Below are 14449 nucleotides of genomic sequence, written 5' to 3' on the forward strand. Positions count from 1 at the left end.
TTAATGATGGCAGTTTACAAGCTTAGTACACGAATAAGATCTAATGTTCCAACAGATTCTTTGCTTTATGACCTGTGTATTTATCGCATGGACTCTCGCAGGAATAAATATTGCCTGATAGATGTAAAGCAACAGCCATTTTCTGGAACTTATGAAACACAAACTCACATGACAGGAAATGTAGATGAGTCACTCTCGACAATTTATATTATGGAAATGAATCTTTACCGCAAAACCATGTTGCATACGGTCTGTGTGACCCCCGTTCCATTCACTAAAATGTACACACTTGAAGCCTTTGCATCAGGCAACGCCTGGTCTTCGGTAAAGCGAGAGAACCTCTGTTATTTTGAGACAAAAGGGACAATGAAGCCTGCAAGCGAGGGTGGGGAAACAAAGGAGATAAGAATTACTATTCCTGAACGTCCATTTATTGCGCGAGAGTATCCCATAGGTTCACCGCAAGATCCGTTTAAAAAAAAGAAGATAGAATCAGAAATTCAGGACAGATTCTATAATCTCTCATATCCTTCTCAGTCCGGAGCGAGCGTGTGCGGCCCTGCTGCATTCTTTTACTGTCTGCAACAAGACCGTCCTGATGTATATGCCCAGGCCGCCAGGGAACTGTGGCGATATGGAAAAACTAAAATAGGCGCACTGACAATCTCACCAGGAGAGGGATGTAGACATCCAACGGGTATGTTTTTTACCAGTGATGGGCAGCCAAGAATATTAGGACTAGACTGGATAACGCTTGCTGGCCTGAGGGATTCAGAGAATGCAGCGCTGAGCTTCGATGCTCTCGATTCTCCAGTGGCAGGTATCACCATGTGGCCCACACTAGCGGAATGGTTTGAAAAAGCAGGTTATGAAATGGTCTTTAGTAATGTAGGAATCACTCAAGCTGGTGTCCAAGGAATCCGAGATTTAAATAGGTATGTAGCGCAAGGCTTTAAAGTCGTCACATTAATAAATGACGGACTGCTCGAAGGCAGTACAAATAACACAACGTTACCTACACACTGGGTTGTATGGGATAGTTCTGTAACACAAGACGATAATGGATATGTTAATTTAAAATTATTTTCTTGGGGCCGTTCAACTTACTGGATAAAAAAGGGAAAAGATGTGCGTTTTTTTCTCAACAGATTCTTTGGGGGAATGGTTTTCAAGCCATTGAAGTGATTATGAAAAAATTGAGCGTTGTATGTATTACCTCTTTATTGTCAGCTTGTGTTTTACATGCTGACGTTACTCCATATGGTAGCTCACTTGCTGATGCAGCAGTTGGAAAAGCTTATTCCAGCGAAATAATAATAAAGGGAGGCGCCGTATCAGCTTTAGATGAAAATGGGAAGGAAAGATTTGTAGGTGAAATAACCCCATCCGACACCGGATTAACTTTGAGTTATTGTAATGATTCTCCTGCGCATAATTGTGTCAGGGTGCAGGGAGTACCCGTAAAACATGGGATCGTCACCATACGAATATCTGGCGGACTGTTTGGTACAAATGTCGCGACAGGCGGAGAATTTGATAAAACCTATACGATTAGGATTAAGAATTCAGAAGATTCTTCTTAAGATATTTTATGAGGTGCTGTTGCCATCATGCATCAAAATACCTTGCCCCCAGGTAATTAACAAAATAACCAGGAAGTTCAATAATTATCGAAATCCAAACTGATGCCAGTCGCAAAGGGAAGACCATGGTCTTCCCTTTTGTTCACTGTCGAGTTTGCTTTTACAGCGCCATATCGTGCTGCGGCGAGGCCTCGCGCGGCGTCTCTGCCGGCTTGGCGGTCGCGGTAGGCGCAGCCGCTGGCATCTGGATCACCGGCGGCTTAGTCAGCTGCAGCGCCGCGGCGGTGTCATCCCATACCTGCTGGGTCAGCGCCACGTTACCGTTCAGCTTCTGACCGTAGCTCGGCACGATAGCGTGAATACGGCTCTGCCACTCCGGCGAGTTAAACTGCTGCGGGAACATCTGCTTGAGTACGTTCAGGGTGATCGGCGCGGCGGTGGAAGCCCCCGGCGACGCCCCGAGCAGCGCAGAAATCGTTTTCTGCTGATCGACCACCACTTCGGTACCCAGCTTCAGAACGCCGCCCTTCTCCGCGTCTTTCTTGATGATCTGCACGCGCTGACCGGCCTGGATCAATTTCCAGTCTTCTTTACGCGCGTCCGGGTAGTACTCTTTCAGCGCAGCAAAACGGTCATCATCACTGAGCATCACCTGGCTGACGAGATATTTCACCAGATCGAAGTTGTCGAGACCGACGTGGGTCATCGGCAGCACGTTATCGGTGGTGGTGGTGCTGAGCAGGTCAAAGAACGAACCATTTTTCAGGAACTTGGTCGAGAAGGTGGCGAATGGCCCGAACAGCACCACGCGCTTCCCGTCGAGATAACGAGCGTCAAGATGCGGCACCGACATCGGCGGCGCGCCGACCGAAGCCTGACCGTAGACTTTCTCCAGATGCTGCGCGGTGACCGCCGGGTTCTCGGTCATCAGGAACGAGCCGCCCACCGGGAAACCGGCATAGTTATCCGCTTCCGGAATGCCGGTTTTCTGCAGCAGCTTCAGCGCGCCGCCGCCGGCGCCGATAAAGACGTATTTGGCGTCAATAGTCTGCGCTTCCCCGCTCTGCACGTTCTTAATCGTCACGTGCCAGGAGTTGTCAGCATTGCGTTTGAAATCGGTCACCTCGGAGGAGGTTTGCAGGGTGAAGTGGTTATTTTTCTTCAGGCTGCCGATCAGCTGGCGGGTAATTTCGCCGTAGTTGACATCGGTACCCACCGGCGTCCAGGTGGCGGCCACTTTCTGCTGCGGATCGCGACCTTCCATCACCAGCGGCGCCCACTGTTTAATTTGCGCGTGATCGGTGGAGAATTTCATCCCCTGGAATAAGGTAGTCTGCTGCAGCGCGTTATAACGTTTTTGCAGGTAATCCACATTATCGCCCCACACGAAACTCATATGCGGTGTGGAGTTAATAAAGGAGTGCGGGTCGTGCAAAATACCGCGTTTCACCTGTGCCGACCAGAACTGACGGGAAATCATAAACTGTTCGTTAATATCCAGCGCTTTGCTGACGTCAATCGACCCGTCCGCTCGTTCCGGGGTATAGTTCAGCTCCATATTCGCTGAGTGGCCGGTACCGGCGTTATTCCAGCCGTTGGAAGATTCCAGGGCTACGCCGTCCAGTTTCTCCACCATGGTCAGGTTCCAGTCCGGCTGCAGCGCCTGCAGCCAGGTGCCGAGCGAGGCGCTCATGATCCCGCCGCCAATCAGCAGGAAGTCGGTCTTTTTAGAGGTATCCGCTTCAGCATGCGTCGCCGCGCTGACGAACATCGCTAATGCGGTAAAGGAAATAATCGTTTTTTTCATTGCAGGCATAATAGAATTATCACGTAGCACACGGTAATAAGAGGCAGCATATTAACGCACTTTTACTTTATTTTAAAATATCATTTACACTCTGGCACTTTTAATCAAATAATTATTTAACTTAAAAAAGTAAAGCGAGACATCAAAATGATACCTGGTGAAAAATAAGATCGAAAATTCAGCCTGATTGCTGAGAAAAATAAAAAAAGAGAGTTTTTTTTAGTTAATAAAGTCCAGGCGCGTACGCCAATCGCGCGCGCCTGGCAGAGGGGTTAATGGGCGGGAGTGGCCGTGCTGCTGCGCTGTGCTTCGCGCAGGGCGAGACGCAGGTGATTATGATGTTGCGTCAGCAGCTCGCGCGCGTGCCAGGCATCCAGCCCGCTGAGCAGCATCAGGATCGCGGTGCGGCAGTGCTGATGGCAGCTGGCCAGTGCCGCTTTTGCTTCACTGCGCGTGCAGTCGGTGGCCGCCATGACAATCGCTATCTGCCGCTCCGCCCAGTGCGAATTGTCAGCCTGCACGTCCACCCGCAGATTGCTGTACACCCGACCGTCACGGATGGCGAGCCCGGTCGTCAGCATGTTGACGATCTGCCGCTGGGCCAGTTGAGCCTTCGGATTGGCTAAGCCTGCCACCGCTTCCGGCCCGGTCTGTGGGGCAATAATGATATCCGCCAGCTGCGCCGCCTCGCTGGCCGCCTGCTGAGTGACGACAGCGATAGGGGCCCCAAGCGACCAGGCGTGGCGCATCGCGCCCCACACCCATGGCGTCTTGCCGCTGACGGTCAACGCCAGCAGCATATCGTGGTTGGAAAAGTCCAGCGACTGCAGTTCAAAGGCGCCCAGGTCATAATTATTTGCTGCGGTTTCCCGCTCGGCCATCGCCGCCGTCTGCCCACCGGCAATCAGTCCCACCAGCGCGTGTTTGCCTTCCGGCGAATAGTCGCTGACCGCCTCGATGGCCGTCCGGCCTGACGCTCCAGCGCCGATAATGACCAGGCGCCCTCCCCGGCCCATCGTCGCGGTGGTGACATCAATCAGCCGGGCGATGTCCGGCAGGCAGACGCCGACCGCCTCCGATATCTGCTTATCATCCTGATGCAGCATCGCCAGCATGTCTGCCGTGGCGAGACGATCGATGTGAGTGGTATCCGGGTGACGGCGGGCCTGCATTGCAGCGGTTAGCGAACTGTTCATAACAACCTCCATTTACAACAGAAAAAGCGCATCTCGGCGTAATCAGCGGCCTGATGCATATCCTTATATTCATCAGGTCTATTTAACCTCTGCCGCCACTATAAGTGGAATGTTCTGTGCTTTACCGCCGTCGGGGTCACAGTTTACCGTCCCCAACGCTCCTTTACGGGCGATTGTCGGTTATATGAGCAATGCTGTCTTACGTCTCATCTTCGCCGCTCGCCGGCATGGCCAGCCAGAAGGATTGTTGGCAGAGCATGTGAAACGGTTTACGTATCGGCTAAACCGCCTCGATTGGCTTTGATTACACGGCTTTATGAAAACCGTCCTATCGGCGATAATATGCCTTCACTGAATCTATCCGGGATCGTCATGAAGGCATCAGAGCAGCAGCCTCGCGTTCGCCAACGCGCCTTACCGTTAAAGCTGAGCACCGCCGTGTCCTTGATGATTGGCAGCGTCATCGGCGCCGTTCTCCTGCTGGTCTATGCCCTGTGGTATATGCAGATCAGCAATGCCACCCGCGACGGTCTGAAAGAGACCGCGCTGGCGGTGGCGCGCACCATGGCCGATATGCCGCAGGTGAAGCGCGGACTGGAGGCGCCCCCGCAGCAGCAGATCATTCAGCCGCTGGCGCAAGCCATCACCCGGCGCAACGACCTGCTGTACGCTATCGTCACCGATATGCACGGTATTCGCTATTCGCATCCGGATACCTCTATCATCGGTAAGCGGTTTATCGGCCGGGATATCCTGCCCACGCTGCAGGGAAAAGAGAACGTTGCCATTAACCACGGCGTACTGGCCCCGGCGCTGCGGGTATTCACCCCGGTGTTCAACGATCAGCGCCAGCAAATTGGCGTGGTGGTGGTCGGCATTTCGCTGAGTAAAGTGGACGAACAGATCGCCAACAGCCGCTGGGACGTACTGTTGACCATCCTGTTCAGCGCGCTGGTCTGCGCGCTGGGCACCTGGAGCCTGGTACGCGGTCTGAAGCGCATCCTGCTGGGGCTGGAGCCGCAGGAGATTTCCACCCAGTTTCAACAGCGTCAGGCCATGCTTCACGCCCTGAAGGAGGGCGTCGTTGCCGTCGATGCCCACGGCGAAGTCAATTTGATCAACCCGGCGGCGCAGGAGATCCTCTTTTCCGGCCCGGACAAAACCCTCGCCCACACGCCGCTACTGGCCGACCTGCAGACCGTCTTGCAGAGCGGCGAGCCGATGTACGACCGCGAACTGGGATGCAATGGCCTGTTGCTGATCGGCAATACGGTGCCCATTCGCAACCAGGAATCGGTGGTCGGCGCCATCTGTACCTTCCGCGATAAGACCGAGGTGAGCCAGCTGCTGCAGCGGCTGGATGGCATGATGAGCTATGTGGATGCCCTGCGCACCACCTCTCATGAATTTATGAATAAACTGCACGTGATCCTCGGCCTGCTGAATATGAAAAGCTATGGCAAACTCGAGGAATACGTGCTGCAGACCGCCCACCGCTATCAGGCGGACATCGGCGACATTCAGCACCGTATTAAATCCCCGGTGGTGGCGGGCTTCCTGATAAGTAAAATTCAGCGCGCCACCGAGTGCGGCTTTACGCTGACGCTGGCGGAAGAGAGCCTGGTGCCGGATTGCCCGAACGAGAAGCAGGTCACGGTACTGGTGACGGTGCTGGGCAATCTTATCGAGAACGCGCTGGACGCCATGAGCGGCCAGGCGGAGGGTGAGATCGGCCTGCTGCTGCACTACCAGGACGGCTGGCTAAGCGGTGAAGTGAGCGATGACGGACCGGGGATCCCGGAAAATAATATCGACGCTATCTTTAACAAAGGTTTCTCCACCAAAGGCGAGAATCGTGGCGTCGGGCTGTTTCTCGCCAACCAGCAGCTGCGCGAACTGGGCGGCACCCTCGCCGTCGAGTCGGAACCCGGCGTATTTACCCAATTTTTTGTTCATCTCCCCTGGGATAGTAAAAGGAAACGTGCGTGATAAATGTGTTGATTGTTGACGATGATGCGATGGTGGCCGAACTGAATCGCCTGTACGTGGCAAGAGTTCCCGGCTTTCGTTGCAGCGGGAGCGCTTCGACGCTCAGTCAGGCCCAGGAGATGATTAACGATAAGCAGCGGGAGATCGATCTGGTGCTGCTGGATGTCTACATGCAACAGGACAGCGGGCTGGATCTACTGCCGACCATCCGCGAGTCGGGGCGCGCTATCGATGTCATCATGATCACCTCGGCGGCAGACGCCGCCACGGTGCAGACCGCGATGCATTACGGGGTGGTTGATTACCTGATCAAACCTTTCCAGTTTCCGCGCTTTGAAGAGGCGCTCACCACCTGGCGGGAGAAGCGTAAACTGATGACCGGCCAGCCGTATTACGAACAGGCCGACGTCGACCGTCTGCTGCACGGCGGCGCGCCGGAGGCCAGCGACGCGCGCAAGCTGCCCAAGGGGCTAACCGCGCAAACGCTGCGTACGCTCTGCCAGTGGATTGACGCCCATCCGGACGTTGAATTCTCTACCGATGAGCTGGCGGCGGCCGTAAATATCTCCCGCGTCTCGTGCCGCAAATATCTGATTTGGCTGGCGCAGATCAATATCCTCTACACCACTATCCACTACGGCGCTACCGGGCGACCGGTCTATCGCTACCGCCTGGTCGCCGAACAGTACAGTTTGCTTAAGCAGTACAGTCAATAACCTGATAGCCGCTGTCCAGCGGCGAAAAACGCAGCCGCTGCGGCGATGAGAGAATGATGTCGCGATTTTTGGTGACGAAAATCGCGTCGATATCCTCACGCTGACGCAGCGCTGCGCAGCCCTTCTCTACGCCGAGGCCGAACAGCAGCGTAGTCCAGATATCGCCGTCTAAAGAATCCGTGGAAATCACCGTCACGCTGTCGAGTTCGTTATCCAGCGGATAACCGCTGCGCGGGTCGAGAATATGGTGCCAGCGTTTGCCGTCCTGCTCAAAATAACGTTCATAGGTTCCGGAAGTGACCACCGACTGCCCGTTGATCGTCAGGGAGCCAATCAGCGCCTGCGCGTCGGCAAACGGTTTTTTCAGGCCAATGGTCCATTCGCCGAGGGTATGCACATTGCCGCCGAGATTGATCAGCGCCTTCGCCACCTGCTGCTGACGGAGATAATCGCGCACGCGGTCAGCGATATAGCCTTTGGCGATCGCCCCAAGATCCAACTCCATCCCCGGCTGCTGGAGAAACACACTACAGGTAGTCTCATCGAGGATCACCTCCTGTGGGCGGGTCAGCGCCAGTCGGGCTCTGATATCAGCCGCGTCAGGCACGCTGTGCCCGTGAAAGCCAATTCGCCACAGCTTCACCAGCGGGCCGATGGCAAGATTAAAGGCGCTGTCGCGCACCATGCTGGCGGCTTTGGCGCACTGAATCAGCTGAAAGACCGGGCGACTGACCGTGACCGGATGGCGTCCGGCGGCATGGTTGATATCCATCACCTGCGACTCGGCGCGGTTAACGGTAAGCAGATCTTCGTAGCGTTTAATTAACTGAAATACGCGGGAGGCCAGCGCCTCATCGTGGGAATAAAGTTTGAGCAGAATGGGGGACCCCATCAGGACGGCGGAGTAGCTATAGACACGGTTATCGGACATCGGGCTCTCCTTCAGAAGGGATAAGAACCTATCCCAGTAGGCGTAATTGGCGCAGCCAGTTTGAACACGGACAGCGCGCAGAAACCGGAGCGTACACGTAGTACGTGAGGATTTCGAGCGCTGCCCAGGTTCAACATGGCAAGCAAAATAGCCCTAATGAGATAGGCTCTAAGCTGGGCGGCGAAAGCGCCAGCCCGGCATCAGCAATTACCTGTTATCCTCTGGCACATTTCGCCGCCTGGTGGCCCGCGAGGGTACCGAAGATGATGATATCCGCGACCGCGTTACCGCCGATGCGGTTGCCGCCGTGGATCCCGCCCACCACTTCACCGGCGGCGTAGGCGCCGTGGATCGGCTGCTGGTCAACGTTCAGCACTTCGCCATCGGTGTTAATGGTCACGCCGCCCATGGTGTGGTGCACCCCGGGGGCGATGCGAATGGCATGGAACGGGCCTTCGTTAATCGGCGCGCGCAGCGCGGTGGTCCGGCCAAACTGTTCATCATGCTGTTTTTCCACTGCCCCGTTGTAACACTCGAGGGTGGCGAGGAAGGCATGGTAATCCATCCCCAGTTTCTCCGCCAGTTCACGCGGGGAGCTGGCGCTGGTGACGAAGCCTTTGGCGATGTACTCATCGGCAGCTTTGTTTTTCGCCCGCACATGCTCGTCAAAGACAATGTACGCATAGTGTTCCGGCAGGGCGATAATCGCCGCCGAGACTTTATCGCGGGTCTCCATTTCGTTAAAGAAGCGGTTCCCCTGCTGGTTAACAAGAATAGCGCCGCCGCCGCGAATCGATTCGGAAATCAGGTACGAAGTCTGCTGTTCGACGGTGGGGTGAATCTGAATTTCGCCCATATCCACGGTGCCAGCGCCGATGCGTTCCAGCAGCGCGATACCACTCCCGGTTGCCCCTTTGTGGTTGGTGGTGACGAAGCCTTCGAGGTCCGGACGATACTTCACCACCATCGCGCTGTTGGCGCTGAAGCCGCCGGTGGCCACTACGATGCTTTTGGTCTGTACTTCAATGACTTCTTTTTCGTCGTTGACCAGACGTACACCGCTCACCTCATCCCCGCTCATCAGGATCTCTTCCACCGAGGTATCCAGCAGGACGTCGATCCCGCGTTTGGTGATGTTGCGCACCAGGCCGCTAATCAGATAGCCGCCGACTGCTGACCCGTCGCGCGGACGGTGGGTACGGTCAATGCTCATCCCGCCGGTGGTGGTGATGTCGTTGAGCATAATGCCGCGGTCCGCCAGCCACTCAATGGCTTGCGGCGCATTCTCCACGAAGCGACGCAGCAGCTGCGGGTTGTTTTTATTGTGGCCGCCCTTCAGGGTTTCCTGATAGAACAACTCTTTACTGTCCTGAATACCTTTGACCCGCTGGAAGCGAGTTTCCGCGGCGTTCATCCCGGCGGAAGCCTTGATGGTGTTGCCGCCAATGGTCGGCATTTTTTCGACGATCAGGACGCTGGCGCCTTCGTCGTGAGCCTGAATGGCTGCCGCCAGGCCGGCGCCGCCGCTGCCGACCACCACCACGTCATAACTTTTCGGCGCGGCGTCATTGCCGCCCTCTTCCGCTGCCAGCGCTTTGCTGGATTTCAGCATCGCTTTAGCGACCGCTTTTTTCACCGCTTCGCTCTGGCTGGTAGCACCGGAAATGGCGTCCACGTGCGGGGTGTTGGCGGTCAGAATACGTTCGCGGATCTCTTCGAAGCTGGTGGTGAACTCGACGGTCTGCACCGGGCTCGCCGCCAGTTCAATATCGGCAATATGATCATTTTCGAGGCTAACGTTGATCACCAGTTCATTGGCGTCATCCTGAACGGTTTCAACAAACATCCCCGGCTTAAATTTAGCGTCGCCCATGCTCATGTCGCGGATCATCGCTTCCACCAGCGAGAAGCGCCACAGCGGTTCCGGAATATGCAGCGCCTCGCGCTGGGTGCTGTCGATAAACAGCTCCAGCTCTTCACCGGCGGCGATACGAGCCGCCCAGTCCGGATAGGCGATGCAGGCGCGGCCCACGGCGATCAGGTCATAACCGTGATCGAGGCCCAGCTCGGCATCAGCAACGTTAACCACCCCGCCGACGCCCATCACCGGCACCTGAGCCAGGGTTTCAGAGCGCATCGCGCAGTATTTCTCGATCAGCGGCGTCGGGTCGCTGGTATCGACGATAGAGGGACGCAGGGTCGCGCCCACCGAGAAGTGCAGATAATCGACACCGCGGGCAGCCAGCTTTTCCAGCAGATACATGGTGTCGTCGAAGCGGATCCCCGGGACCTCCATCTCTTCCGGCGAGAAGCGATAGCCGATGATAAAGGCATCGTCAGCGTACTGGCGGGCCATTTTGTGGGTGATGTCGAGGACCGCCAGCGGGAAACGGGCGCGATTGTCGCGGCTACCGCCCCACTCGTCGTCGCGCTGGTTGGAGTTCGGCGAATAGAACTGCTGGATAAGGTAGGTGTTGGCGCCGTGAATTTCGACGCCGTCGAAGCCGGCGAGAATGGCGCGACGGACGCCGTCGCCAAACTTGGCGATCATCCCTTCCACTTCTTCTCCGCTCAGCGCCCGCGGCATCGCGGCGCCCTCACGCGGCGCGGCAATAGCGCTTGGCGCCACCGGTTGGCGCCCCCCGATCAGCTGCGGGTCGACCATGCGTCCGCCGTGATAGATCTGCAGAATCGCTTTTGAACCTTGCGCTTTGATCGCCTCGGCGATTTTCGCCAGGCCGGCAATTTTTTCATCATTATCGATGCCGATCGCGCCCGGGAAGGCCAGGCCGTAGTCATCAATAAAGCAGCACTCGACAATAATGGTGCCGATGCTGCCGGCGCGAGCGCGATAGTACTCCACCAGCTCGCTGGTGACAGTCCCATCGAAATAACCGGTGCAGGTGGTCATCGGCGCCATGAGCAAACGGTTTTTCAGCTCCGTACCATTTGGTAAAGTAAATGGCTGCAGAATTCGTTCGTTACTGGTCATAAGTTACGCTCCAGATTTTAAAATATTAAAAACTCAGAATGGGGTGACGGAATCATTAATGGTTTTGGTTTTTTAATTCCTGTTGTCATGCCAATAATATAGCGTGTTTTTTAGTTACTAAATCAATTACGTTAGTTATAAAACTATTTAACCCCAACAATAACATCGCTACCTCTATTGTATTATTAAAATAATAAATAGCATTTACATAATACAAATGTACGATAACATTTTAGATACTTATGTTAACATTCAAAACGATCTAGAATTTCAATAAAAACATTTATTTTCATGTGGTTACGAAGATAATTGATAAATTCAGCATTAAATGTTCATTTTTATTTTAACATTTATCGATATTTTAGCCAAATTAACACCTCATCATATAGGGTTATACTGATAATAAAAAAATAGTGAAATCACCTGCTTTTCTTGATCTCGATCAATTGCAACGGCCATTGAAAGCGCAATATATAAATAACCAACAAATTTAATTTAACGCCCAGACAAACGCGTTAAATAAACGCCCTGACGATACTCAGAAACGAAAAATAAAAACTAAAGTAACTTTTGTAATTAAAGAAATCACTGAGCATGTCGCTGGCGTAAACGCTATTTTCAACAACTTGCAGATACTCATTATGAAAGAGAAAAAGACAACCATACCGCCTGCCGGTGCAGTCAATCCAACGACTGCGACTAAAAAACGTCTCCTGATGATGGCGCTGCCGATTATCGTTGCCGTACTGTTATTGTTCGTTCCGGTCCCGGACGGCCTGCCGCCGTACGCCTGGCACTACTTCGCCATCTTCGTCGGGGTGATCGTCGGGTTAATTTTTGAACCGCTGCCTGGCGCCGTTATCGGCATCACCGGCGTGGTGGTGATCGCCCTCTGTAGCCAGTGGCTGTTGTTCAGCCCGGAACAGATGGCCGCCCCGAGCTTCAAGCTGGCCGGCGCCTCCTTTAAATGGGCGGTGAGCGGCTTCGGCAACTCCACGGTCTGGCTTATCTTCGGCGCCTTTATGTTCGCCGCCGGCTACGATAAAACCCAGTTTGGCCGCCGCCTGGCGCTGATCCTGGTGAAATATCTTGGCCGTCGCAGCCTGACGCTGGGCTACGCCATCACCTTCGCTGACCTGTTGCTGGCGCCGTTTACGCCGTCTAACACCGCGCGCAGCGGCGGTACCATCTACCCGATTATTGCCAACCTGCCGCCGCTGTACGGTTCAAAACCAAACGACCCGAGCGCGCGTAAAATCGGTTCCTATCTGATGTGGGTGGCGATCACCGCCGCCTGTATCACCAGCTCGATGTTCCTGTCAGCGCTGGCACCGAACCTGCTGGCCCTGGCGCTGGTAAAAAGCATCGTCGGCATCAACATCTCGTGGGGGACCTGGTTCATAGCCTTCCTGCCGCTCGGTGTCCTGCTGATCCTGACTATGCCGCTGCTGGCTTACTGGTTCTATCCGCCGGAAGTGAAAATCAATAATGAAGTGCCGCTGTGGGCCGCGCGTGAGCTGGAAAAACTGGGCAAACTGTCGCGCAATGAAATTCTGCTGCTGGTGTTCGTCTGCTTCGCGCTGATGATGTGGATCTTCGCCGCCGACTGGATTGAACCGGCGCTGGCCGCCCTGCTGGTTATCGTCCTGATGCTGTGGACCGGCGTGCTCTCCTGGAGCGACATCACCAACAACAAAGCGGCGTGGAACACCTTTGTCTGGTTTGCCACCCTGGTGGCGCTGGCCGACGGCCTCTCCTCCACCGGTTTCATCGCCTGGCTGGGTAAAGAGGGCGGCGCGCTGATGGGCGGTATCTCCCCAGGCGTGGCGACCATCGTCCTGCTGCTGGCGTTCTACCTGCTGCACTACCTGTTTGCCAGCACCACCGCGCACACCACTGCCCTGCTGCCGGCCATGCTGACTATTGCGGCCACCATTCCGGGTATGAATATGGAAGTGTTCGTCCTGCTGATGGTCACCTCGCTGGGCGTGATGGGGATTATCACCCCGTACGGTACTGGCCCAAGCCCAATCTACTACGGCAGCGGCTACCTGCCGACCAAAGACTACTGGCGCCTCGGCACCATCTTTGGCGCCATCTTCCTGGCCGCCCTGCTGCTGATTGGCTATCCGTGGATGTCCATGATGTTCTGATTCATAACCGCCGGGACCACCCCGGCGGTTTTTATCTTTATGGAGTAAGTGACTATGTCGACTAAACCGTTTGTTTATCAGGATCCGTTCCCGCTGGCGCACGACGATACCGAATACTATCTGCTCAGCAAAGAGCACGTCTCTGTCGCCGAATTTGACGGCCAGCCGGTTCTGAAAGTAGAGCCGCAGGCGCTGACCCTGCTCGCCCAGCAGGCCTTCCACGACGCCGCCTTTATGCTGCGCGTCTCCCATCAGCAGCAGGTCGCCTCGATTCTGCTCGACCCGGAAGCCAGCGAAAACGACAAATACGTGGCGCTGCAGTTCCTGCGCAACTCCGAAATCGCCGCCAAAGGTATTCTGCCCACCTGTCAGGATACCGGCACCGCCATCATCATGGGTAAAAAAGGCCAGCGCGTCTGGACCGGCGGTGGCGATGAAGCCGCCCTGGCGCAGGGCGTTTACAACACCTATACCGAAGATAACCTGCGTTACTCACAGAACGCGCCGCTGGATATGTATAAAGAGGTCAACACCGGCACCAACCTGCCGGCGCAGATCGATCTCTACAGCGTCGACGGCGAAGAGTATAAGTTCCTGTGCATGGCGAAAGGCGGCGGTTCCGCCAATAAAACCTATCTCTATCAGGAAACCAAAGCGCTGATCACTCCGGCGAAGCTGAAAAACTATCTGGTCGAGAAGATGCGTACCCTCGGGACCGCCGCCTGCCCGCCATACCATATCGCGTTTGTGATCGGCGGTACCTCGGCAGAAGCGACGCTGAAGACCGTGAAGCTGGCCTCCACCCGCTACTACGACGGCCTGCCGACCGAAGGCAACGAGCACGGTCAGGCGTTTCGCGACGTCCAGCTGGAGCAGGAGCTGCTGCAGGAAGCGCAGAACCTCGGCCTCGGCGCGCAGTTTGGCGGGAAATACTTCGCTCACGATATCCGGGTGATCCGTCTGCCGCGCCACGGCGCCTCCTGCCCGATCGGCATGGGCGTCTCCTGCTCCGCCGACCGCAACATCAAAGCGAAAATCAACCGCGACGGTATCTGGATCGAGAAGCTGGAGAGCAATCCGGG

General features: G+C 55.3%; 10 protein-coding genes. 6 read left to right on the forward strand and 4 right to left on the reverse strand.

The window, feature by feature from the left end; all coding sequences use genetic code 11:
• The first annotated feature begins 6 nt into the window (after positions 1–6).
• A complete protein-coding gene (locus HMPREF3096_RS22505; protein WP_032730993.1) occupies positions 7–1185 on the forward strand; it encodes a hypothetical protein in 1179 nt (392 codons plus the stop codon).
• Positions 1186–1187: 2 nt separating this feature from the next.
• Positions 1188–1583 carry a hypothetical protein gene (locus HMPREF3096_RS29810; RefSeq protein WP_015958364.1) on the forward strand — a complete coding sequence of 132 codons (396 nt, stop codon included), beginning with the start codon at positions 1188–1190 and terminating at the stop codon, positions 1581–1583.
• 160 nt (positions 1584–1743) lie between these two features.
• On the opposite strand, the gene mqo is transcribed toward HMPREF3096_RS29810, so the two are convergent.
• Entirely contained in the window at positions 1744–3354 is a 1611-nt protein-coding gene (gene mqo, locus HMPREF3096_RS22510; protein ID WP_240321772.1) for a malate dehydrogenase (quinone), read from the reverse strand.
• 308 nt (positions 3355–3662) lie between these two features.
• Positions 3663–4586, reverse strand: a complete 924-nt coding sequence (locus HMPREF3096_RS22515; protein WP_032730265.1) for an N-acetylmuramic acid 6-phosphate etherase — start codon at positions 4584–4586, stop codon at positions 3663–3665.
• A gap of 372 nt (positions 4587–4958) precedes the next feature.
• Here HMPREF3096_RS22515 and HMPREF3096_RS22520 point away from each other — a divergent pair, with 372 nt between their 5' ends.
• Together HMPREF3096_RS22520 and dcuR are read left to right on the forward strand one after the other, a co-directional pair.
• Positions 4959–6575 carry a sensor histidine kinase gene (locus HMPREF3096_RS22520; protein ID WP_032730264.1) on the forward strand — a complete coding sequence of 539 codons (1617 nt, stop codon included), beginning with the start codon at positions 4959–4961 and terminating at the stop codon, positions 6573–6575.
• On the forward strand, positions 6572–7291 hold the full coding sequence (dcuR, locus tag HMPREF3096_RS22525) for a two-component system response regulator DcuR (protein ID WP_008805043.1): 720 nt from the start codon (positions 6572–6574) through the stop codon (positions 7289–7291). Before HMPREF3096_RS22520 ends, dcuR begins: the two co-directional genes overlap by 4 nt.
• On the opposite strand, the gene HMPREF3096_RS22530 is transcribed toward dcuR, so the two are convergent.
• Both HMPREF3096_RS22530 and HMPREF3096_RS22535 read right to left on the reverse strand, forming a co-directional pair.
• Entirely contained in the window at positions 7272–8222 is a 951-nt protein-coding gene (locus HMPREF3096_RS22530; protein ID WP_032730263.1) for an FAD:protein FMN transferase, read from the reverse strand. The genes dcuR and HMPREF3096_RS22530 overlap by 20 nt on opposite strands.
• A gap of 214 nt (positions 8223–8436) precedes the next feature.
• A complete protein-coding gene (locus HMPREF3096_RS22535) occupies positions 8437–11214 on the reverse strand; it encodes a flavocytochrome c (protein WP_032730262.1) in 2778 nt (925 codons plus the stop codon).
• Positions 11215–11855: 641 nt separating this feature from the next.
• Here HMPREF3096_RS22535 and HMPREF3096_RS22540 point away from each other — a divergent pair.
• Both HMPREF3096_RS22540 and HMPREF3096_RS31600 read left to right on the forward strand, forming a co-directional pair.
• On the forward strand, positions 11856–13367 hold the full coding sequence (locus HMPREF3096_RS22540; protein WP_012968326.1) for an anion permease: 1512 nt from the start codon (positions 11856–11858) through the stop codon (positions 13365–13367).
• Positions 13368–13421: 54 nt separating this feature from the next.
• Positions 13422–14449 (forward strand): fumarate hydratase (locus HMPREF3096_RS31600; RefSeq protein WP_228704808.1); only part of this gene is annotated, 1028 nt, incomplete at its 3' end.

Source organism: Klebsiella sp. HMSC25G12, from assembly GCF_001807705.1.
Classification (GTDB): domain Bacteria; phylum Pseudomonadota; class Gammaproteobacteria; order Enterobacterales; family Enterobacteriaceae; genus Klebsiella; species Klebsiella variicola.

Excerpts from the sequence above, each read along its gene's own strand:
- HMPREF3096_RS22505 (WP_032730993.1), top strand. The coding sequence starts at position 7 with ATGGCAGTTTACAAGCTTAGTACACGAATAAGATCTAATGTTCCAACA.
- HMPREF3096_RS22520 (WP_032730264.1), top strand. The coding sequence starts at position 4,959 with ATGAAGGCATCAGAGCAGCAGCCTCGCGTTCGCCAACGCGCCTTACCG.
- mqo (WP_240321772.1), bottom strand. The coding sequence starts at position 3,354 with ATGTTCGTCAGCGCGGCGACGCATGCTGAAGCGGATACCTCTAAAAAG.
- HMPREF3096_RS22535 (WP_032730262.1), bottom strand. The coding sequence starts at position 11,214 with ATGACCAGTAACGAACGAATTCTGCAGCCATTTACTTTACCAAATGGT.
- HMPREF3096_RS22530 (WP_032730263.1), bottom strand. The coding sequence starts at position 8,222 with ATGTCCGATAACCGTGTCTATAGCTACTCCGCCGTCCTGATGGGGTCC.
- HMPREF3096_RS29810 (WP_015958364.1), top strand. The coding sequence starts at position 1,188 with ATGAAAAAATTGAGCGTTGTATGTATTACCTCTTTATTGTCAGCTTGT.
- HMPREF3096_RS22540 (WP_012968326.1), top strand. The coding sequence starts at position 11,856 with ATGAAAGAGAAAAAGACAACCATACCGCCTGCCGGTGCAGTCAATCCA.
- HMPREF3096_RS22515 (WP_032730265.1), bottom strand. The coding sequence starts at position 4,586 with ATGAACAGTTCGCTAACCGCTGCAATGCAGGCCCGCCGTCACCCGGAT.